The sequence below is a fragment of the Candidatus Aquicultor sp. genome, from assembly GCF_054640775.1.
Genome location: NZ_JBTSLF010000002.1, coordinates 1 through 20,097 on the forward strand (window position 1 = coordinate 1; position 20,097 = coordinate 20,097).

Annotated in this window: 22 protein-coding genes; 1 reads left to right on the top strand and 21 read right to left on the bottom strand. The window is 51.1% G+C overall.

The window, feature by feature from the left end; genetic code table 11:
• The 13 genes from ACYC56_RS00260 to ACYC56_RS00320 all read right to left on the bottom strand — a co-directional run.
• The coding region (locus ACYC56_RS00260; protein ID WP_461372165.1) for an AAA family ATPase at nucleotides 1-422 on the bottom strand (422 nt) is incomplete at its 3' end.
• Between the two features lie 7 nt (nucleotides 423-429).
• Nucleotides 430-2,526 carry an acetate--CoA ligase alpha subunit gene (acs, locus tag ACYC56_RS00265; protein ID WP_461372166.1) on the bottom strand — a complete coding sequence of 699 codons (2,097 nt, stop codon included), beginning with the start codon at nucleotides 2,524-2,526 and terminating at the stop codon, nucleotides 430-432.
• Nucleotides 2,527-2,624: 98 nt separating this feature from the next.
• Entirely contained in the window at nucleotides 2,625-2,804 is a 180-nt protein-coding gene (gene rpmF / locus ACYC56_RS00270; RefSeq protein WP_461372167.1) for a 50S ribosomal protein L32, read from the bottom strand.
• Between the two features lie 219 nt (nucleotides 2,805-3,023).
• Nucleotides 3,024-4,043, bottom strand: coding sequence for a metallophosphoesterase family protein (locus ACYC56_RS00275; RefSeq protein ID WP_461372168.1), 1,020 nt, complete (start codon nucleotides 4,041-4,043; stop codon nucleotides 3,024-3,026).
• A 65-nt stretch (nucleotides 4,044-4,108) separates the two neighbouring features.
• The gene (locus tag ACYC56_RS00280) at nucleotides 4,109-4,864 is read right to left on the bottom strand and encodes a head GIN domain-containing protein (RefSeq protein ID WP_461372169.1); all 756 of its coding nucleotides are present in this window, start codon (nucleotides 4,862-4,864) and stop codon (nucleotides 4,109-4,111) included.
• Between the two features lie 3 nt (nucleotides 4,865-4,867).
• Nucleotides 4,868-5,383, bottom strand: a complete 516-nt coding sequence (locus ACYC56_RS00285; protein ID WP_461372170.1) for a YceD family protein — start codon at nucleotides 5,381-5,383, stop codon at nucleotides 4,868-4,870.
• A gap of 249 nt (nucleotides 5,384-5,632) precedes the next feature.
• Nucleotides 5,633-6,085, bottom strand: a complete 453-nt coding sequence (locus ACYC56_RS00290; protein WP_461372171.1) for an ATPase — start codon at nucleotides 6,083-6,085, stop codon at nucleotides 5,633-5,635.
• A 22-nt stretch (nucleotides 6,086-6,107) separates the two neighbouring features.
• A complete protein-coding gene (gene coaD, locus ACYC56_RS00295; protein WP_461372172.1) occupies nucleotides 6,108-6,584 on the bottom strand; it encodes a pantetheine-phosphate adenylyltransferase in 477 nt (158 codons plus the stop codon).
• A gap of 11 nt (nucleotides 6,585-6,595) precedes the next feature.
• Nucleotides 6,596-7,150, bottom strand: coding sequence for a 16S rRNA (guanine(966)-N(2))-methyltransferase RsmD (rsmD, locus tag ACYC56_RS00300; RefSeq protein ID WP_461372173.1), 555 nt, complete (start codon nucleotides 7,148-7,150; stop codon nucleotides 6,596-6,598).
• 27 nt (nucleotides 7,151-7,177) lie between these two features.
• Nucleotides 7,178-9,286, bottom strand: coding sequence for an ATP-dependent DNA helicase RecG (gene recG / locus ACYC56_RS00305; RefSeq protein WP_461372174.1), 2,109 nt, complete (start codon nucleotides 9,284-9,286; stop codon nucleotides 7,178-7,180).
• Between the two features lie 159 nt (nucleotides 9,287-9,445).
• The gene (locus ACYC56_RS00310; protein WP_461372175.1) at nucleotides 9,446-10,348 is read right to left on the bottom strand and encodes a DegV family protein; all 903 of its coding nucleotides are present in this window, start codon (nucleotides 10,346-10,348) and stop codon (nucleotides 9,446-9,448) included.
• A 30-nt stretch (nucleotides 10,349-10,378) separates the two neighbouring features.
• Complete coding sequence (locus ACYC56_RS00315) at nucleotides 10,379-11,989, bottom strand: DAK2 domain-containing protein (protein ID WP_461372176.1); 1,611 nt, start codon at nucleotides 11,987-11,989, stop codon at nucleotides 10,379-10,381.
• 216 nt (nucleotides 11,990-12,205) lie between these two features.
• Nucleotides 12,206-12,682 carry a ferritin-like domain-containing protein gene (locus ACYC56_RS00320; protein WP_461372177.1) on the bottom strand — a complete coding sequence of 159 codons (477 nt, stop codon included), beginning with the start codon at nucleotides 12,680-12,682 and terminating at the stop codon, nucleotides 12,206-12,208.
• Nucleotides 12,683-12,837: 155 nt separating this feature from the next.
• Here ACYC56_RS00320 and rpmB point away from each other — a divergent pair, with 155 nt between their 5' ends.
• Complete coding sequence (gene rpmB / locus ACYC56_RS00325; protein WP_461372178.1) at nucleotides 12,838-13,029, top strand: 50S ribosomal protein L28; 192 nt, start codon at nucleotides 12,838-12,840, stop codon at nucleotides 13,027-13,029.
• 80 nt (nucleotides 13,030-13,109) lie between these two features.
• Here the strand turns inward: rpmB and yfcE are convergent, their stop codons facing one another.
• The 8 genes from yfcE to ACYC56_RS00365 form a co-directional block, all read right to left on the bottom strand.
• On the bottom strand, nucleotides 13,110-13,661 hold the full coding sequence (yfcE, locus tag ACYC56_RS00330) for a phosphodiesterase (protein WP_461372179.1): 552 nt from the start codon (nucleotides 13,659-13,661) through the stop codon (nucleotides 13,110-13,112).
• Nucleotides 13,639-14,529, bottom strand: a complete 891-nt coding sequence (gene thiD / locus ACYC56_RS00335) for a bifunctional hydroxymethylpyrimidine kinase/phosphomethylpyrimidine kinase (RefSeq protein WP_461372180.1) — start codon at nucleotides 14,527-14,529, stop codon at nucleotides 13,639-13,641. Before thiD ends, yfcE begins: the two co-directional genes overlap by 23 nt.
• A 36-nt stretch (nucleotides 14,530-14,565) precedes the next feature.
• Nucleotides 14,566-15,564 carry a thiamine-phosphate kinase gene (gene thiL, locus ACYC56_RS00340; RefSeq protein ID WP_461372181.1) on the bottom strand — a complete coding sequence of 333 codons (999 nt, stop codon included), beginning with the start codon at nucleotides 15,562-15,564 and terminating at the stop codon, nucleotides 14,566-14,568.
• 36 nt (nucleotides 15,565-15,600) lie between these two features.
• Entirely contained in the window at nucleotides 15,601-15,963 is a 363-nt protein-coding gene (locus ACYC56_RS00345) for a four helix bundle protein (RefSeq protein WP_461372182.1), read from the bottom strand.
• 53 nt (nucleotides 15,964-16,016) lie between these two features.
• On the bottom strand, nucleotides 16,017-17,318 hold the full coding sequence (gene thiC, locus ACYC56_RS00350; RefSeq protein WP_461372183.1) for a phosphomethylpyrimidine synthase ThiC: 1,302 nt from the start codon (nucleotides 17,316-17,318) through the stop codon (nucleotides 16,017-16,019).
• 26 nt (nucleotides 17,319-17,344) lie between these two features.
• Complete coding sequence (thiE, locus tag ACYC56_RS00355; RefSeq protein ID WP_461372211.1) at nucleotides 17,345-17,950, bottom strand: thiamine phosphate synthase; 606 nt, start codon at nucleotides 17,948-17,950, stop codon at nucleotides 17,345-17,347.
• Nucleotides 17,951-17,963: 13 nt separating this feature from the next.
• Nucleotides 17,964-18,794, bottom strand: coding sequence for a hydroxyethylthiazole kinase (gene thiM / locus ACYC56_RS00360; RefSeq protein WP_461372184.1), 831 nt, complete (start codon nucleotides 18,792-18,794; stop codon nucleotides 17,964-17,966).
• Nucleotides 18,795-19,053: 259 nt separating this feature from the next.
• Nucleotides 19,054-20,076, bottom strand: a complete 1,023-nt coding sequence (locus tag ACYC56_RS00365) for a prenyltransferase/squalene oxidase repeat-containing protein (RefSeq protein WP_461372185.1) — start codon at nucleotides 20,074-20,076, stop codon at nucleotides 19,054-19,056.
• Between the last annotated feature and the right edge of the window lie 21 nt (nucleotides 20,077-20,097).

Below are 20,097 nucleotides of genomic sequence, written 5' to 3' on the forward strand. Positions count from 1 at the left end.
AAGAGCGCCCTAGCATTGAGTTCTCGGGCGATTTGGAATGCGGCCGCATTAATGAACCGGCCTTCGTTCACATCGGCTCCGTTCTCAAGCAGCATGACGTCTTTATCCTGGGACAACTTGTCGAATGCCTTCTTAATGACATGGATGCTGTCGAGTTCCTCGCCTTTGAGATGGGCGTGCATGAACTTGCGGGTCAAGGAGATCGGAGAGACATCCTCTAGGTTTTCCTCGATGCCCAGGCGCTTGAGAATATAGTATGCGTCAAGGTCGACTGTTTTATCATTAACTATCCCCGGAAGTGTGCCGACCGGTTTCATATAGCCGAGTTTGAAGCCCCTCTCCAGTAACTCTAAGCCGAGGCTTAGGCACAAACCTGTTTTTCCTGAATACGCCTCGGTAGAAACAATATATAGGACCGCCATCCCTCTCTCACTCTCCTATCGTAATTCTAACATCAGCGGCGATACCGCCCTGACCTTTATTAAGAACCATAAACGGATTGATATCCATCTCGATGATTTGCGGAAAATCGGTGACGAGCTGCGATATTTTCAGGATCGTCGTGACGATTGCATCGATATCGGCGCTCGGCTGCCCTCTCACACCCCGTAGTAAGGCATAGGCGTGTATTTCCTGCACCATCTTCCTGGCATCTTGCTCGGATATAGGGGCGATTCTAAACGACACGTCTTTTAGGACTTCAACGTAAATGCCACCGAGCCCGAACAAAATCAGGTGGCCGAACTGGGGGTCTCTATTCACACCGATAATGGTTTCCCTGGCCCCAAATATCATCTCCTGGACGCTTACGCCCCAGATATTGGCCTGCGGCATAAACCGCGCTACGTTCGTGATGATTTGGTTATATGCGTTTTCCAGGTCGGTTTCGTTCTTTATGGCGACCGCAATACCGCCAACATCGCTTTTATGCAGGATATCCGGTGAGGCTATCTTTAAGACGAGCGGGAACCCCAGGTGTTTGCTTACCCGGATGGCCTCGTCCACGTCGTGTGCGAGGACAGAGCGCGCGATAGGTATCCCATAGGCGTTCGCCACCTGGGATGCCTGGATATCGGGCAGGTCGCGCCTGCCATGCTGCTTCGCATCTTCGAAAATATCCTTGACGATGGTCTTGCGCGCCTTGAACACCTCATACGTTTGCGGGGGCCGGTTGAGGTACTCTATATAATGAAGCACCGCGGCCAGGGTTGCCACGGCTCTTTCAGGATAGTAATAATTGGGAATTTTGTTCTCGGTTAATATCTTAACACCCGATGCGACATCGGCCCGCCCCATAAAACAGGCGTAGACCAATTTCTCGGGAAAAGCACGCGAGACTTCGACGATTGTCCGCGCGGTCTCGTCGATATCGGTCATGGCCTGCGGGGTAAGAATGACGATCATAGCGTTTACATTTGCATCATTGAGCGCTATCTCCATTGCCGCCCGGTATCTGTCGGGCTTTGCGTCGCCAAGTACGTCAACCGGGTTATATACACCCGCTGCGGGAGGCAATACCGCCCGGAACGCCTCGACCGTTTCGCGCTCGAACGAAGCCAGCGGCACGCCGTGCTCTTCGCACGCGTCCGTAGCCATAATGCCCGGCCCGCCCGCGTTGGTTAGAATCGCCACGCTTCTGCCTAATGGAAGGGGTTGATAGGCAAACCCTACCGCGTAGTCGAAAAGGTCTTCGACGGAATCGGCCCGGATTACGCCGCTCTGTTGGAATGCGCTGTTAAACGCCTGGTTGGAACCGGCAAGCGTTCCTGTATGCGAAGAAACCGCCCGCGCACCCGCATCGGTGACGCCTGATTTTATTGCGATAATCGGCTTTTTTCTTGAAACGAGGGATGCCGTGTTTATAAATTCGCGGCCTTTGTTGATTCCTTCCATATAGGCGCAGATGACCTTGGTCTGGTCGTCGTCCTTGAGGGCCTGAAGAAGGTCGATTTCGCTGATATCCGCCTTGTTCCCGAGGCTTACGACCTTAGAGAAGCCGATTCGCTCGGCCTTGGCCCAATCCAGGATCGCGGTCAGAAGCGCCCCGGATTGCGATATCATCGCGATATCGCCGGTAATCGGGTTTTCCTTAGCAAATGTTGCATTAAGGCCGCAGCCGGTATTTGAGGCGCCGAGGCAATTGGGGCCCAAAACGCGCATGCCGTACCGGCCGGCGATATCCACTACCTGGTGCTCGAGGCGGGCGCCCTCGATGCCGGTCTCTTTAAACCCTGCCGAAATAATAACCGCCACCTTGACTCCCTTTTCGCCCGACTCCTCCAAAACCTGGGGGACCAGACGTGCCGGAACCACGATGACGGCTAACTCAACGGGATACGGGATATCCTTTATGGATGGATAAACTTTTTCGCCGTGAATTTCCTCTGCTTTAGGATTCACGGCGAAATACTTACCTTTAAAGTCCGCTGCTCGTATGTTGTCGAATATTTCGTGGCCGACGCTTCCCTCGTCACGTCCTACTCCGACAACTGCTACTCCCTTTGGGCAAAACAACATATCCAGCATGTAAACCACCTATCGAGGGTTGTTACCTTGAATATCGTGTGTGTCTTGCATCTAACATATCGTTGCTCTATGTGTTTATGTGAGCTGTTAAGCTTTTACTACTCTACCTCAAGAATCTGCTTGCGGTTATAATACCCGCATGACGAGCATACACGATGCGGCAGTTTCTGCTCGTGGCACTGAGGACACTCCACCAAGGCCGGACCGGAAATCGCTTTCCAGTGAGCGCGACGTGAGTCTCTTCTTGCTTTTGAGGTTCTTCTTTTGGGTACTGCCATCTTTAGCACCTCCCCGGAACATCTTCAAACTTAGATTACGCGGTTTTTACCCATAACAAACTAAAATGCTACACCAAAACTAAAAGCCTGCCAAGACGCAGGCTTGGATAGGCTTAAACAACAGCATTTATTGTACATGGGAGCGGTTCTTATGTCCAGCCCAAAAAGCTGTGGAAGCCAGGAGTCAGGAGTCAGGAGCCAGAAGAAGATCAGGTTCAGTTACTTACCTATCGAGAACTTATCGATACATTTATCTTTTGAGTCGAATACCTGCACGCTTACCTTGCCTCCGGAAACATCAATGACCGAGTAGGCATAGACCGCCTTCGGGGACACGTCCACACCGGTCTTACTCTTGTATGTCGAAGTAACCGGCGCCCCGACGGAGCCGTTCGTTACCTGGTATATCCTTCGTTTAAAGCTAAACCTCGTACCTTTTATCGTCTCGTTCATGGCCGAGTCGATGTGCCTGCGCGTGTAGTTATGTTCGTGGCCTACGAATACGAGCGTTGCACCGCGTGTATCGAAAATCGTCCACAGCTTGTCCCGCGAAAGCTTGTTGCCATCGAGCGACGACCCGTAGTGGGACCCCGTGGGATAGGCCGGTTCGTGGAAGAAGACAAAGTGCAGTTTCTTTGCGCTGTTTTTCAACGCCCTATCGAGCCAATTGCGCTGGGCGTATGTCACCTCATGCGAGCGGTTTGAGTTAAGGACGAAGAAATCGGCGTTGCCGTAAGCTATCCGGTAGACCGTTCGCCCGTAGCCGGCGACCGTTTCGTTCGGCAGATACGAAAACGCTTTCGAGAAAACCGATTCGTTACTCTCATGGTTGCCGAATGCCGGATAGATGGTTTTGAGCGGATAGTAATCGTCCATAATGCTTTTCCAGAAAACCAGCTGCCGGGTTACCATGGGGCCGCCGCCTACCATATCGCCCGCGAAAAAGATGAATTTAGGCTGCGGCGACAGCTTTTTCACCTTACCCATAATCGTTCGCAATGCCGACTCGTTCACACCCCTGGTCGAGCCCCTGCTGTCCGCCATCACAACGAAGCGGAACGGTGTACTTTGAGTTGATTCCCGGGATCGAAATGCCGCCGCGCGGGCCGTTGTGCTTGAAACAGCCCGCGATTCTTTCTTGGATATAAGAAGCGCTGTGGCAGCGATGCTTAATGCAGCGATCAGGCATAATATAAGTATGACTAAGATGATGCGGCTTCGGTTTGGTATTGACGGCATACGACCATCATATATCCTTTTGGAGGCTAATTAAAGACTATGATGCCGGAGTGTCGAGCCATAGATTAACGGGAGAGTTTCCGGACAGTACCCGAGCCGGATATACTTTGGCTCACGGAGGGATTCCCGATATAGGATACGTCGCCGCTTCCGCTGATGCTGACATTTAGCCGGGTGCTGACCTTAACGGTGCAGCTACCCGAGCCGTTGATGCTGACCCTGCACTCTTTGCTGGCAAGGTCCGCCGCCGAATATATGCCCGACCCGCTGATGTCTACTTCCTGGCGGTCGACCGTACCCGACATGTTGAACTTGGTCGACCCCGACGACCTTGAGGTAAGCTCGTTTGCCTCGATGTTCATGGCCACATCGCTTGACCCGCTCGTCGAAAGATCCATCGTATCCGTCTTTATCGTAGCCTCTTTGATATTAGCAGCACCCGATAGGTCGATGCCGTTGAGGTCCCTTACCGTAAGAAAAAAGTTTATCGGTTTGCTTGGCATCAGGTCGACCGGAAACCCGGAGCTCCTAAAACCGATATCCAACTGCCCGTTATTAACACCGGTTGTGATTATAGGAAGGATGTTATCCTCGGCTTCGATTTTAAGGGATTCCTCGTCGCCCTGCTTGATAATGAGGTTGCCCATCCCGGCAAGCGAAATTTTATTAAAGTTGCGCACGTCCCTGGTCTCTGTTTTGACGTTACCCGAGCCAACGACTACGCGCCCACATGAAGTTAAAGCTAGAGAGATAGCGACAAGCAGTAAGCTTAAGACGATAAGAACAACAGCTTTATTTGTTTTGGATATATCGATTCTCATAAATTACTTCTTCTCCTGGTCCTCGAGTAGTTTCTTAAGAACTTCGAGCCTGGCGTCGATTTTTACTTCTTCGTGTGGTTTGTGTTTGCCGGTTATGGGTTCGCCGCAGATGGGGCAGATTCCCTCGCAGGCTTCTTTGCACAGGGGTTTCATGGGGATAGCCAGCACAAACTCTTCTTCGGCGGGAGGGCCGAGATCGATTTTACTGTCTTTCATGGTATAGGCTTCCTCTTCGGGGGCCGGCGGTGCGTAGAATATCTCATCTATCGCCCAGTCGACCGGAAAGCCGAACTCATTGAGGCAACGGCTGCATATAAGCTTAAGCGCCGATTTTATATGGCCCTTGATACGAATGCCCGAGCCGGTGTTCTGCGCTTTTATATCGAATTTTACAGGCTCGGTGAATTCGATATTTGTTGGTTCTGTCTTAATAGCAGAGAACTTCTCCTCGAACGAGAATTCCTCTTCGGCCCCTATATGGTCGATGATATCTCTTACGTCTATAACCGCTTTATTCATCTTCTCAACCTCAACTTAGAATCTCTCTTTTATTCGCCTATTACCTAATACCTTGATTAGGCAATAACTCGTCTATAATAGTCTATAATACCCGTTTTATGAAAAACAGAAGCTGCGAAACGGATCGGTATAGCTGGCCGCATATAAAAAGTTCTTGTGATGATTACCACAAGAACTTTACCTGTTTAGTAATGTAATGATCAGTTGCAAAAAAATATAAAAATAATAATAGCTGTACATATGAGTGAATTAACGCTCGAGACGTCCCTGCAGCCGGTCGCGGCCACGCTGTACGGCGGTTAGGAGCTTTCCGAGGTTTACCTCAAGGTTCGCAAGCATCTCATCGGCGTAATCCTCGGCACCGAGGCGAATCTCACGCTCTCGTGCCTGCGCCGCTTCGATTAACTCGGCCGCTCTTCGCTCGGCAAGCCTCATTACTTCCTTCTCGGTCGTCATGGCTTCCGCACGTATCATGGCTTCTTCGATGATCCGGTTTCTTTCCTTTTCGGCCTCATCGATCATTTCTTGTCGTTCTTTGACAATCCACCGAGCCTGTTTTAGTTCATCCGGAAGTGCAGCTCTTAGTTCGTCTATTATGTCGTATAATTTCTGCTCCTGTAGCACTACAGACGCGGACAGAGGTACTTTTCGCCCATTTGCGATCACGTCCTCCAACCGGTCAATTAGGCCCATTATATCCATCTATACTATAACCCTCCCCTGGCTAAGCCAGCGCATCGCGCAACAGTTTTTCTACGTTGGGTGGTACAAGTCCATTAATATTGCCCCCGTATCGCGCGATCTCTTTAACGATACTAGAGCTTAGATATGCATATTCTGGACTAGCCATTACAAAGATTGTTTCTACTTCTGGGTCTAACCTTCGGTTTAGCTGGGCCATCTGGAATTCGTGCTCGAAATCAGAGACCGCTCTTAGTCCCCTTATGATAACACGAGCGTCTTGCATTCTTACAAACTCAACCAGTAGGCCGTCAAACGCATCTACCTTGATCTTGTCCGCCCAGCCGATCGCCTCCTTGACCATCTCGACACGCGTCTCGAGAGAAAAAAGCGAGCGCTTATTCGGATTGACGACTATGCCGACGACTACCTCGTCATAAATCTCGGTAGCTCGTTTAATGATATCTATGTGACCGGCAGTTATTGGGTCAAAGCTGCCCGGAACAACTGCTTTTGTCATCGCAAACCTTTCTAATCGTTCTTGCTGTAGAACGTTATGGCCGTGTCCCCGTAGACGCGCGTGGACTCTACACCAAGGCCTTCAACGGCCCTTGGTTCAAGTTTTGCCGAGTGTTCCAAAACAAGCAAGCCATCGGATTGCAACACATGGTGTCCCAGTGCAATTAGGATGGCATCTAAAAAGGATACGCTAATTCTATAAGGAGGGTCAAGAAAAATCAAATCAAACTTAGCGCCATCCTTTGTCAACCTTTTTACCGCTTTGTCGGCATCCGCTTTGACCACAACCGCCGCATCGCCTAGCCCTGTCGCTTCTAAATTCTTTTTGATCAGATGAATCGCTTCGTTGCCGGTATCGATAAAATAGGCCGCTTTCGCACCCCTGCTAAGTGCTTCGATACCAAGCCCGCCCGTTCCTGCAAAAAGGTCTAATACGTTAGCTTCATTGACGCGGCCGCCAATAATATTGAATACGGCCTCTTTCACCCTATCGGATGTAGGCCGTATTGCCTGCCCTTTCGGCGAATGTAATTTTCGTCCCCGTGCAGTGCCTGCGATAACTCTCATAATCCAGAATAAGCCTTTATCAATATATTATGCCTGGAACAGCCAATCCAGGGAATTGCCGAATTTTGCTTTGACTTCGAAGCGCAGCGGCAGATTCGCTTTAGTCGCCAGGGTCGGGTCGGTGTCTACTATGGTGAAGGCTTCTTTGCGGGCGGTGGCCAGGACCTCGATGTCCCGGGTGAGTTTTGCCAGCTTTAAGTCGGGCAGGCCTGATTGGCGCGTGCCGAATATCTGGCCTTCGCCGCGTATTTTTAGGTCTGCCTCGGCGAGCAGAAAGCCGTCGTTTATGGTGCGGATCGCCTCCATCCGTTGCTTCGCTTCATCTGTCGTCATGCTTGCGAAGAGGAGGCAATACGATTTATGCCCGCCCCTGCCTATCCTTCCCCTTAATTGGTGAAGCTGGGCCAGGCCGAATCTATCGGCGTCCTCGACGAGCATCACCGTGGCATTGGGGACATCGATACCGACCTCGATAACGGTTGTCGAGATAAGAATATCCAGTTCTCCGGCGTTGAACAGGCGCATCGCCTCTTCTTTTTCGGCGGATTTGAGCTTGCCGTGTATGAGACCGACACTTAAATCCGGGAAGACCTCGTGTGTGAGGCGGTCCGCCTCCTCCATCACCGCTTTGACTTCTAGCTTATCCGATTCCTCGATGAGCGGGCAGACGATATAGGCCTGCCTGCCTGCGCCGACCTCGCTTCGGATTTTCTCGTAGGCTTTATCCCGGTGGTTATCCTTTAAAAGGATTGTTTTGATATGCTCGCCCACTTTCCTGCCCCCTGGAAGCTCTTTGATGATGGAGACATCGAGGTCGCCGTAGAGGGTCAAGGAGAGCGTACGCGGGATAGGCGTCGCGCTCATTATCAGGATATCCGGGAAGTATCCCTTTTCTTTTAACGTGATGCGCTGCTGGACGCCGAAGCGGTGCTGCTCGTCGATAACCGCAACGCCAAGGCGTTTAAAGTCGACCGATTCCTGGATAATCGCGTGTGTGCCGATTATGATATCGATATCGCCGTCGCCCACACGCTGCATAAGGCGCTCGCGCTCTTTCGGGGGTAATGTGCCGGTCAGTAACGCGGTTTCCGCACCCAACTTTTCAAGCATACCCTTAAGTTTTATGTAGTGCTGGCTTGCCAGGACCTCGGTGGGCGCCATCATCGCCGCCTGGTAGCCGCTTTGCACAGAGGTAAGAAGCGCTGCCAGTGCGACCATGGTCTTTCCGGAGCCGACCTCGCCTTGCAGCAGGCGGTTCATAGGAATCGGCTTTTCCATGTCGGTTTGTATCTCGTCGATTACGTTTTTCTGGTCGGAGGTCAACTCAAACGGCAGCGCTTCGTAAAACCTGTGAATGAGGTCGCCGTCACGCCTGTGAGCGATACCCTTCGTTTGTGTTTCGATATGCTTTTTTCGCGCGGCAAGGCCGACCTGCATCAGGAAGAGTTCCTCAAAGATGAACCTGGTGCGGGCTTTTATCAGCACGTCCCTGCTCGTGGGAAAATGGATTTCTTTTAAGGCCGTCGGTTTTAAGAGTAGATCGTTACGCTTTCGCAGGTCCGCGGGCAGAGCCTCGGGAACCTCCCCGTACTCATCGAGGGCATTCTTGATAATCCTTCGCAAGGTGTTGGTCGTCAGGTTTTGCGTCGCCGGGTGGATGGGGATGATTCGCCCGGAGTTAATGGATTCACCGCTGTTTTCGCTTAGGATATCGTACAACGGGTTGTCTATCTGTAACTGCCGGTATTTGTACGAGACCTTTCCGCTAAAGGTAACCTGCATTCCCTCTTTCAGGCGCTTTGTGATAAACGGCTGGTTAAACCATGTTCCGGTTAGATATCCCGTCCCGTCGAAGATGGATACGTTAACGACGCGCATCCCCCGCTGGCTACGCCAACTCTTCACCTCGCGCACCTCGCCGATTATCGTGGCGCTCTCCCCGTTTTTCAGTTCACCGATCTTTCGCATCCTTGAAAGGTCGAGATACCTGTGCGGAAAATGAAACAAGAGGTCGCCAACCGTCTCGATCCCAAGCTTTTTCAGGTGGCCGACAGTTACGCCCCCGACAAATTTAACTTTTGAGACAGGCTGGTCAAGTGCTGTGGTATTTTTGTTTTTGCTCTGCGAATCAGACAATTAAAATCAAATCATTTCATCATTATGCGCTCTTCCCTACACCTAGGCACTGGTAAGTGACAAACGCGGCAAGTGCACTCGAGATTCTTCACTTCGTTCAGAATGACCCTTGTCAGCGGTTTTCCCTGGACCCCGGCCCCCGGACCCTAGACCCTTTTATCAGCAGGGGTCGTAGTCAGGTTTGTTTCGTTTGCCGGATGCGGGTTGGACCGCTGTCTTCTCGTCTATCGGGTAGAACAGGATGCCGATGGTACCGGGCCCCGTATATGTGCCGATGACGCTACCGAGTTCTGACTTTATGAACAGTTCGTAGTTTAGGCCCTCCTGCTGCATAAGGGCTTCTAGTTCCTCCAACGCTTCAGGGGCGTTGGCGTGCATCAGGCATATTCTGAGGCGTTTACCATCGCTTGCCGCCTTCAATGCCTCGATGAGTTCCCGGTTTATTTTTTTGCGCCCCTTCACCTTCTTGAATGGCGCAACAACCCCGTCATCGAGGACAAGAATCGGTTTTATATTCAGGATAGAGCCGACGAGCGCCGATGCTTTGCCGATCCGCCCGCCCATTTCCAGGTACTTTAAAGTATCCACATAAAACAAAAGCGTCATTTTTCCGACCAGGTCGTCTGCGATCTTGAGCATTTCATCAAGGCCGAGCCCTTTATCCCGGGCAGCTATAAGTTCTTTTACGATGGCGGTGGTGCCCACGCTTGCCTGTTTACTGTCGATGACCGTTACAGGAGTACTCACGTTCTGAGCCGCGATATAAGCAGACTGGTACGTGCCGCTCAGCTTTGATGAAAGATGAACCGAAATGATATGGTCGCAACCGGCGTGTTTCTCGTAGGCTTCGATAAAATCCTGAACCGAGGGTTGGGATGTTTTAGGCAGGGCGTCGGCCTGCTTGAGCATCGCGTAAAACTTCTTGGGCGGCATCTCGACCCAGTCCTTGTAGGTATCTTCGCCGAACCGGACGATAAGCGGCACCATAGTTATATCGTTTTCTTTATAAAACGGCAGCGGCATGTCGGCCGTGCTGTCGGTAACAATCGCAATTTTGGGCATACGCGCTCCTTTAAAGGCTTTATCCGTATTTTATTCTATACCGATGATAAAATGATAGATGGGTTGGTTGCCTTTATACATATCTAGCTCGAGGTCGGGAAACTTTTGCTCGATTGTCTCAGAAAGCAGGTCGATCTCATCGTCTGTAACGTATTCCCCGGCCAGGACAGTCACGACCTCGTCGGATGCGGACAGCATGCTCTCGATAAGGGCAAGTGTAGTTACGACCAGGTCTGTTCCGGTTACGTGTATTTCGCTTTTATGCAGGCCGATCAAGTCGTCTTTTGAGAAGCCGCCGGTTTTGCCGTTATTGCCGTCCCGCACTGCATGGGTGATCTCGCCCGTTTTAACGTCCTCGAACGCCCCTTCCATTGCTTCGATATTGTCTTCAAGAGAGGCCTCGCTATCAAACGAAAGCAATGCTGAAAACGCCTCGGGAATCGACCTTGTCGGTATGACGGATACCTTTTTATCGGTTAAGTCGACTGTCTGCCGGGCGGTCAGGATGATGTTTTTGTTGTTCGGAAGGATGATTATCTCTTTATTGGGCATCTCTTTGACGGCTGCGACGATATCGGCAGTGCTTGGGTTCATGCTTTGCCCGCCGCTGACGATGCGGCCAACACCGAGGTTTACAAGGATCTTTTTAATGCCCTCGCCGTTGGCGACCGCAATAACACCGACACCTGAGGCCTTTTCGTGGCTTGAGCCGTCCTTGATAGATTGATTGCGTTGCTTGGATTGCTCGATGATGTTATTTATCTGTACGTCGTTTACGCTCCCGAGGCTGGTGGCGATCGATAGGATGTGCCCGGGGTCGTTTGTGTGGATATGTATTCTCGTCAGCTCGGGCGATCCGACGATGAGCATGGAGTCTCCGAGCGGGTCAAGCTGCACCTCGAGCGCTTTCATATCGATGCCGTTGCTCTTAAGTAGCAGTTCGGTGCAGTAGCCGTACTTGATGCCCCCTTCTACCGCGTTTTCATCAACGACCGTGATATGGTTCGCCTCTTCGCCCATCCCACTATCAACGGTCTCGCCTTTCAATGCGGATAAAATGCCCTGGGCGAGCACGACCAGCCCATATCCGCCTGCATCGACAACCCCTGCCTCCTTAAGAACCGGCAGCAACACGGGAGTGCGCTCGACCGATCTGCGTCCTTCCTCGACGACGCGCTCGAGAAGGTCGATAGGCCGTATCCCGTTCCCCGAGAGGCTTTCGGCGGCTTTCGCCATATCGTTGATAACCGTAAGCATCGTGCCCTCAACGGGCTTAGTGACCGCCCGGTAGGCGATGTCGGCACCCCGTCGAATCGCCCGTATCATCGCATCCGAAGAGAACCTGTCACTCCCCACAGCTTCCTCGCAGATACCTTTGATGATTTGGGAAAGAATAACCCCGGAGTTGCCCCTAGCGCCCATAAGCGAGCCGTAGGCGACGGCCTTTATGATACCTTCTATAGACGGGTCGGTGGTCTTTGAAACTTCGCTTATCACGCTTTGCATGGTATGAAGCATGTTCGTTCCGGTATCCCCATCGGGAACCGGATAGACGTTTAAGCGATTTACCTCGTCTTCATATTTCTTAAGGGCTGAGGCCGAGGCACTTAATAATGATAGGACGTTGCTTTGTACGAGCATTTTTGACTACCTTACTATAACCATTACTATTACCAGTTGGCTTGTATCCGTCGTGAGTTTAACGCTTCTTAACAAGGCTATGAAGAGGATGCAATAACCGGCTAAGAATTATACACTTATTGACAGAAATTATAGCATAATCGGTGTCTCTCATAGAAAGTAAAAAGCGTTGCGAGATGCAACGCTTTTTAGCGGTCGATCAAATGTATGTCGCGGTTAGGCCGCTCCTTTGAGTTCGCCTATCTCGTAAGCCTGTTCTTCACCGAGCCATGTGCCGAACGTATCGGCGTGCTCTTCCTCCTGCATGAGGATATCCTCAAGCATCTTCCTGATTCCGGGGTCGCTGTCGCCGAGATCCTGGATCGCCTTGGTGTAGTCACGGATGGCGCCTCTCTCAAGCTCGAGGTCTGCCATAAGCATTCCCTTACTATCTTCAGAGGTGTTAACCTGGCTTGTTTTTAGTTGGGATACCTGTCCAGGGTTTGTTATCGGGTCGCCGCCGAGCATGTTAATCCTCTCGGCGAGCATCTCGGCATGCTTCATCTCGACGAGTGCGGTACTTCTCTCGATATCTCTAATATCCGAGAAATCCATGCCTTTAACTCTATAGTGGTGGTTCATATATTGCTGAATAGCAAAAAGTTCCGTCGCTCGTAAGTAATTAAGCCGTTCGATAATCTCTTGTTTCGTCAAACTAGTCACCTCCTCTCAGGTAAACAAAACAGATATGATACAATTACCCTTGAGGAAAGTTGGTTAAACAATAAAACGACCCTCGCACCTTGCCATATAACCGGATAAATGGTAACATTTTGCGGTGTTGAATTTATTTTATAGAGGAGATCGAGATGGCTAGAAAATGCGTTGTATGCGGAAAAGGCCCTATGTCAGGGAACCTTGTAAGCCACTCACATAGGCTAACGCGCAGAAGGTTTAACGTCAACGTGCAGAAAGTTCGCGCGATGATCGACGGTTCGCCGAAGAACGTTTATGTTTGCACGAAGTGCCTTAAGGCTAATAAAGTAACCCGTGTCGTCTAGTTCCGCCAGGAATTTGAAAGCCCGGGCTTTCTGTAAAAGCCCGGGCTTTTTGCTTTGCGTTAAAACGTCCGGTAATTCTATTAAAACTCTATGAGGTCAAGCTCTTCCTCATCATCCAAGGACACCACGCGTATCGTTCTATTTTCAATAATGCCTACAGACGTGATTTCGTCCTCGCCTTTTGGGAGCGATGCGCTTCCCGGGTTGACGAACACAATGCCCTCTGTTTTCTTGATGCCTCTCACATGGGTATGGCCGCTGACGATAATATCCAGGGCATACCTGCGGCCCATCTCGACCAGTTTATCCTCATCGTAGAGGTGGCCGTGTGTCGCCATTATCCGCAGGCCATCGGCGTAGATGAAAGCGTATGGGTTCTGGATTGGAAATGCGATGGCGAACGTATCTACTTCGGCATCGCAGTTGCCTTTCGCAAAAATCGTTGGAAAGGGCGCAAAGTTTATCGCCTTGGCCAACTCGAGCGGGTTATATGATTCGAGTCTGGGATTAAATGGGCCGCTGCTTAGAATATCCCCTGTATGGATTGCAAATTCTATGTCGCCGAATATATCGACCGCCTTTTGCCAACCACCGGCATAGCCGTGGGTATCACTGATCAATCCTATCTTCACACGTATCACCTTCTATAAGTTTGTGGGCTTCCGTAATCGCATGCCCCTCTGCAGCTCTCTCTGCGTCCGTGCTTCTATTGGTAGTGTTGGCGAAATGAAGCGCCTGCAAGCTGCCTTTACCCAGTAGAACCGCCTTGTGTATCTTATTGTAGACATAGGCCTTGGCTTTATCGACGGCTTCGTCGGGCTTCAGGCCGTGCACCAGGAATGCGCAGATCGCCGAGGCCATCATGCATCCGGTTCCGCGCACGTTCTGGGTCCTAACCCGTTTCGCCTCGAAATAGTATTCGTGCTCACCATCGTAAAGCAGGTCAACCGCCATATTGCCTTCAAGATGCCCGCCTTTTATAAGAACCCAGGCGACACCGGTATCTTTTAATATCTTTGCCGCTTTGAGGAAGTCGTGCTCGCTTGTGATGCTCACTCCGGTAAGGCAGCTCGCCTCGCTCAGGTTTGGCGTGACCATGAAGCTATGCGGAAGCACGCGTTTTTTGAGGACCGCCAGTGATGCTTCCGATACCAGCGATTTGCCATTGTTTGCCCGTAGCACAGGATCGATCACGGTAAAGCTTATCGCTTTTTGTGCGATCAGATTACCGACTTCTATCATGTTTTCAGAGCTTCCTAGCATGCCGGTTTTTACCGCCTGGATATCGGTCTCGGCAAGAAGGGTTGCGATTTGGTCGTGCAGGAGCTTCGCCGTCATAATTTCGTAGGAGGTCACGCCCTGGCTGTTCTGAACGGTTACGGCAGACAACGCGCTATACGGGTAGATGCCAAGCTCGACAAACGTTTTTATATCGGCCTGTATGCCCGCACCACCGCTCGGATCCGAACCGCCTATCGCAAGAACCTTTTTAATGTCCATACCCCTCACAACCTGAGCGCTTTGGCGCCCACTAGTTTAGAAATGCGTGTATCCGCCAACCTCAAGCGTACGCGCATTGCCAGTCCAATCAACGATGGTTATCCCATCAGAGATATCCACGACTTCACCAACCACAGTAGCTTTGGTCCCGGCATCGGCAAGGCGGCGTTCGATTTCTTCCCGTTGTTCCCCGGGGGCCGTAAATACAAGCTCGTAATCCTCGCCGGCGCTTATCGCGATATCTATCGCCCTTTCGCCGGTAAGCTCGGCCACTTTTTCGACACCCTTGGCTACCGGCACCTTGCTCATATAAAGTCGGGCACCGACCAGGCTCGCTTCACAGATATGCTTGATCTCGCTCGCCAAGCCGTCGCTTATATCCTCCATGGCGTTTACGCCGGCGTGAGTCAGAATCCTGCCTTCTTTGACGCGCGGCTCGGGTAGAAAGTGCGCTTTCTTCAAGGGTCCCGACTCTTTCACCTTTGATTCCAGCCCGGGGTTCAAGGCTAAGCGTAACCCCGCACCCGATGCCCCCAATTCACCGGTCACCATGATAAGGTCGTTTATTTTAGCGTCGCTTCGCCTGCAGAGGTTCTCTTCTTCGACCTCGCCGACAAGCGCCACATTTATTATCAATGTATCTGATTTTGTTACATCGCCGCCGACTATGCTTAATCCATAGGTTCGCGAAATGTCGGCCATTCCCCTGTAAAGATCTTCAATCATCACGACATCCGTCTCAGGATTGACCGCAAGCGAGATTACAGCGTAGTTGGGCAACCCGCCCATCGCGGCAACATCGCTTAGGTTCACAGCGATCGACTTATAACCCAGTTGCCATGGGGATATCGAATTCAACGTAAAGTGGACGTTCTCGACCAGCAGGTCGGTGGTAAGAAGCGTATAACCAAGCTCGGTGGGCTTTACGACCGCCGTGTCGTCCCCGATTGTGAGGATAACACGCTCGTCCGCATGCTCGACGATCTCTGCAATTCGCTCTATTAGTGCAAACTCACCGATATCTTTAACTTTCATATTAGAGTCCAGGGTTCAGGGACCGGGGTCCAGGGTTTAAGATTTTAAAGAATTTATTAATGCGTTTAGCAACTTGCCTACCTCTTTTTGCTTCCCTGATAATACTTCAAATTGTTGTTCATTGAAGTAACATAGATCTTTTGATAAATCGAGATATACTTCAACCTCTGCTAAAGAACCCTTCGCATTAAATAAAAACTGTATATATTCTTTTCTGTGCTGTCTCTCATATCCTTCAGCGATATTTGCGATAACCGAGGTTGCAGCTCTCCTTAGTTGACTCGTAATACCAAATGCTTCTTGTTTAGGGAAACCACTCGTTTCCTTATAAATAATTAATGTCAATTCCTTTGCTCTCTGCCAAACGAGCAGTTTTTTATAACTCGAATCAGATGCCATGTTGCCCCTCCGAGATCTCCCTGGACCCCGGTCCCTGGCCTCTGGACCCTTCTTTAGCAGGTCTCTACTTTTGTGCCGAGGTACTGCGCGACCACTTTCATGGCGCAGAAGTCGCCGCACATGGTGCAGCCCTCGACATCTTTGATCTTGCGCTCTTTATGGGCGGCTTCGGCTTTTTCGGGGTCGATGGAGAGCCGTATCTGCTCGTTCCAATCGAGCGCTTTTCGTGCTTTAGCCATAGAGAGATCCCACTCGGCTGCACCTTTTATCCCTTTAACGATATCTGCGGCGTGGGCTGCGATTCGTGAGGCTATGACGCCATCATGTACATCCTGGGCTGTCGGAAGCCCTAGGTGCTCGCGTGGCGTTACGTAGCAGAGGAAATCGGCCCCGGAGACCGCCGCCATAGTGCCGCCGATTGCCGCCGTTATATGGTCGTATCCTGGAGCGACATCTGTCACCAGCGGACCCAGAACGTAAAACGGCGCACCGTTGCATATCTCTTTCTCGAGACGCATATTTGCCGCTATCTGGTCAAACGGCATATGTCCCGGCCCTTCGACCATAACCTGCACGTCGGCCTTTCGGGCTCTATCGACCAGCTCGCCCAGCACCAGAAGCTCCTGGAATTGGGCGCGATCGGACGCATCGGCCAGACAACCCGGCCGTAACCCGTCACCCAAGCTAAGCGTTACGTCATGCTCACGTGCTATTTCTAAAAGCCTGTCGTACTGCTCGTAGAGGGGGTTTTCCTTATCGTTATGGATCATCCAACCGACGGTAAACGCACCCCCGCGGCTTACGATATCGGTTACCCTTCCCTGCTGCTGCAGCGCATTGAGCGTCTTCCAGGTGATACCGGCGTGAACCGTCATGAAATCGACGCCCTCTTTCGCCTGGGTCTCGATCACACGGAACACGTCGTCGGGCGTCATATCGACGATACTGCCGTAGGATTCCTTTGCCAGTACCGCCGCCTGGTATATCGGAACGGTTCCGAGCGGTAGCACCGACTTCGCCAGGATCTGCGTGCGTATTTCGACAAGCGGGCCACCGGTGCTCAAATCCATCACCGCATCGGCCCCCGCCTTCTCTGCGACTTCAAGCTTATGCAGTTCTTCGTCCAGCAACGGATACTCATCTGATGTGCCGATGTTTGCGTTGACTTTGGTCCGTAGCCCCTTACCGACGCCCATCGCTCTCATGTTATGTCTATTTACGTTTTTCGGGATAACAATACTTCCGTCAAGGATACCGGCGGCCACCTCGCTGGGCGGCAAGTTCTCCTCAATAGCCACGGCATCGATCTCGGCGACCGGTTGACCCTTTTTTAATCTCTCAATAATCGTTGACATTACGGTTAAACCTAAATCCTTCCAAACTATTTAGCGATTACATTGCGTATCATACCGGTAATCGTGCGGGCGGCGACACCCATGTCGGGGGCTGAAGAGACTGCGGATATAACGGCAATCCCATCCGAGCCCGCACGTACGACCTCTTCAATATTATCAATGGTAATGCCGCCGATGGCAACTATAGGGATATCGACCGCCTTCCTCACGGCGGCAACTCCCTCTAACCCGATTGGAGGAGCGGCGTCGTCCTTACTCGGGGTCGGAAACACCGGACCGAGCCCGATATAGTCGGCGCCCCGATCGGCCGCCTCAACCGCCTCGTCGAAACACGTCGCCGAAATACCGATGATATATGTATCCCCAAGAATACGCCTCGCCTCAGCGAGAGAAAGGTCATTCTGGCCAAGGTGCACGCCATCCGCTTCAACCGCGAGGGCGATATCGGCGCGGTCGTTGATAATCAACAAGGCGCCCGCATCTGCCGTGAGCTTTCTTAATTCCAGGGCGTCTTCAAAGAGCTTCCGGCTCGATGCATGTTTATCCCTATATTGGATAATCGACGCCCCACCCTCTATCGCCGCTTTTGCGATATCGAGATGGCTCTTGCCCGAGGTCTCTATCGTGACCATGTATAAACCGAGGCTATTTTTCAGCGCCGATTGTCTGGACAAGCTCAATTTTAGCACCCCTTATAACATCTTCGGGCATTAGCGCATATATTGTATCATAGAGCGATGCATGGAACGTTCCCGGCCGCGAACCCGAAATAAACGCTGCCTTTTCGCCGGCGATACCGTATGCGGTCAAAGCTCCGGTTGCCGCAATAAAGCGGTCCGGCTGAACTGCGGCGAACGAGGCCGTGATGGTCGTCGAAATACAACCGGTCCCCGTGACCGTCCCCATCATCGGGTCGCCGTTTGAGACAAGCGCGATCCTCTCGCCGTCCGTGATAATATCCTGAATGCCGGTAACGCTTATCACGGCGTTTTGCCTGGCGGCGAACTCGCGGGCGACCTCGGCCATCTGCTCGCTCTTTCCAACCGCCTCAACACCTTTAATCTCGCCGCCTGCACCCGCTAGAATCCCGATCTCTGCGCTGTTTCCTCGTATTATGGCTAGCTCAAGCTCACCCATAATACGATTGCTGGCGTCGGTTCTAAGCTTAGTGGCGCCCGCCCCTACCGGGTCAAATACGATCGGGATCCCTAGCTGGTTGGCTTTCTTGCCCGCGATGATCATCGAGTCGATAAGCTCCGGCGTTAGTGTGCCGATGTTTAAGACCAGTGCCCCGGCAAAGCCCACCATTTCCTCAACCTCTTCTTTAGCGTGCGCCATGACCGGTAGCGCGCCGATGCAGAGGGTTGCGTTCGCGGTCTCGTTCATAACGACGAAGTTGGTGATGTGATGGATAAGCGGTTTCTTATCCCGAATCGCCTGAAGGTCGTCGCCAAACTGGTTGATGATTTCTTGCATACTTCTCCTCCCTTTGATTAAAAAACAAAAGCCGCACCAGAAAAGGCACGGCTGTAAATCTCGCGCAAGTCCCTTCGCTGGCATTATCCAGAAACGGTTAAAACCGTTTTTCAGGTTCAAACGGTCGTGAAGTTAACCCTTCACCTCTCAGCCGCCAAGAAGCAGCTCCCGGTCGCTCTATTTTGTTGTAGAGTATATCCTATGGCTTATTATACCAGACCTGATGAACTATGAAACTAGGGTCGGGTAATAGCAAATCCTATTCACTGATAGCAGGGCTTTTCAGGTACCCCAGCTCAGCTAAGCATGCTATCCCGTAGTAGGCGGTCGGGTATTTTGTATTGCCATAATAGACATCGCAAAAGCCGCCATCGGCCGTATAACGGTCCCGCAAGAAACCCGATAAAGGTCTTGCCTTTATTTTATCCAAGGCATCGAGTAAACGAAGTGACGAGAGAGCATAATAAGCGTTTTCAGGGATATTGATATTTTTGTCGCCGACCATATACGAGAAGCCACCATCCTTTGACTGGTCGCTTACTAAAAAGGTTGTGGCTTTTTCCTTATCTACGATATCCAACGAATCAAGTATTTTCAACAAATGCAAGGCTGCATAGGTAGTCTTTACGTTTCCGGGAAACCCTTTTTTTAACGAAAATCCGCCCTCTTTAGCTTGAAGCGGCTTTAAGTACTCAACAACGGAGGATTTATCAACACTTGACCCTTTCCCGAGCAAGGTTAGAGTCGCTATACCATGAAGAGCGTGAATAGGCTGTGATTCCTGGCCGGGCATAAAACAATATCCCCCATCTTTATTACTGCAAGATTTAATGAACCCCTCAACCTTTGCGGAATCTATCTGGTTAAGAGCCCCAAGTTTTTTTAATGTCCAGACGGCACAGTAGGTATCGTATATGTCAGAGCCTTTTGTATGCGAATCCCAGGTAAAACCCCCATCTGACGCTTGCATGTTCTTTAGCGCGGCAATGAGCTTATCCTGAAATTCTTTCTTTATTTCACGATCAAGCGCACTCATTGAATATGCATAGTAATAACCATAGGTGGTCGAAACCGGAAAATCTTTCGCAATCTGAGGTTCTTCAATATATGCGCTCATCTTCTTTTTGTCGAGCTTAAATTCTTTAGATAGTTTTAGCGGTTGATTTAATACATTAGCATCTTTGGTCGTGGGGGACTTCTGCTCGGATGCGCACCCCGCTATAGAAATCGTCGCCAACGTTATAAGTATAAGGGAACAAATCCATAGTTTGCTTTTTATCATATAAAACCCCCAACTAGAAAA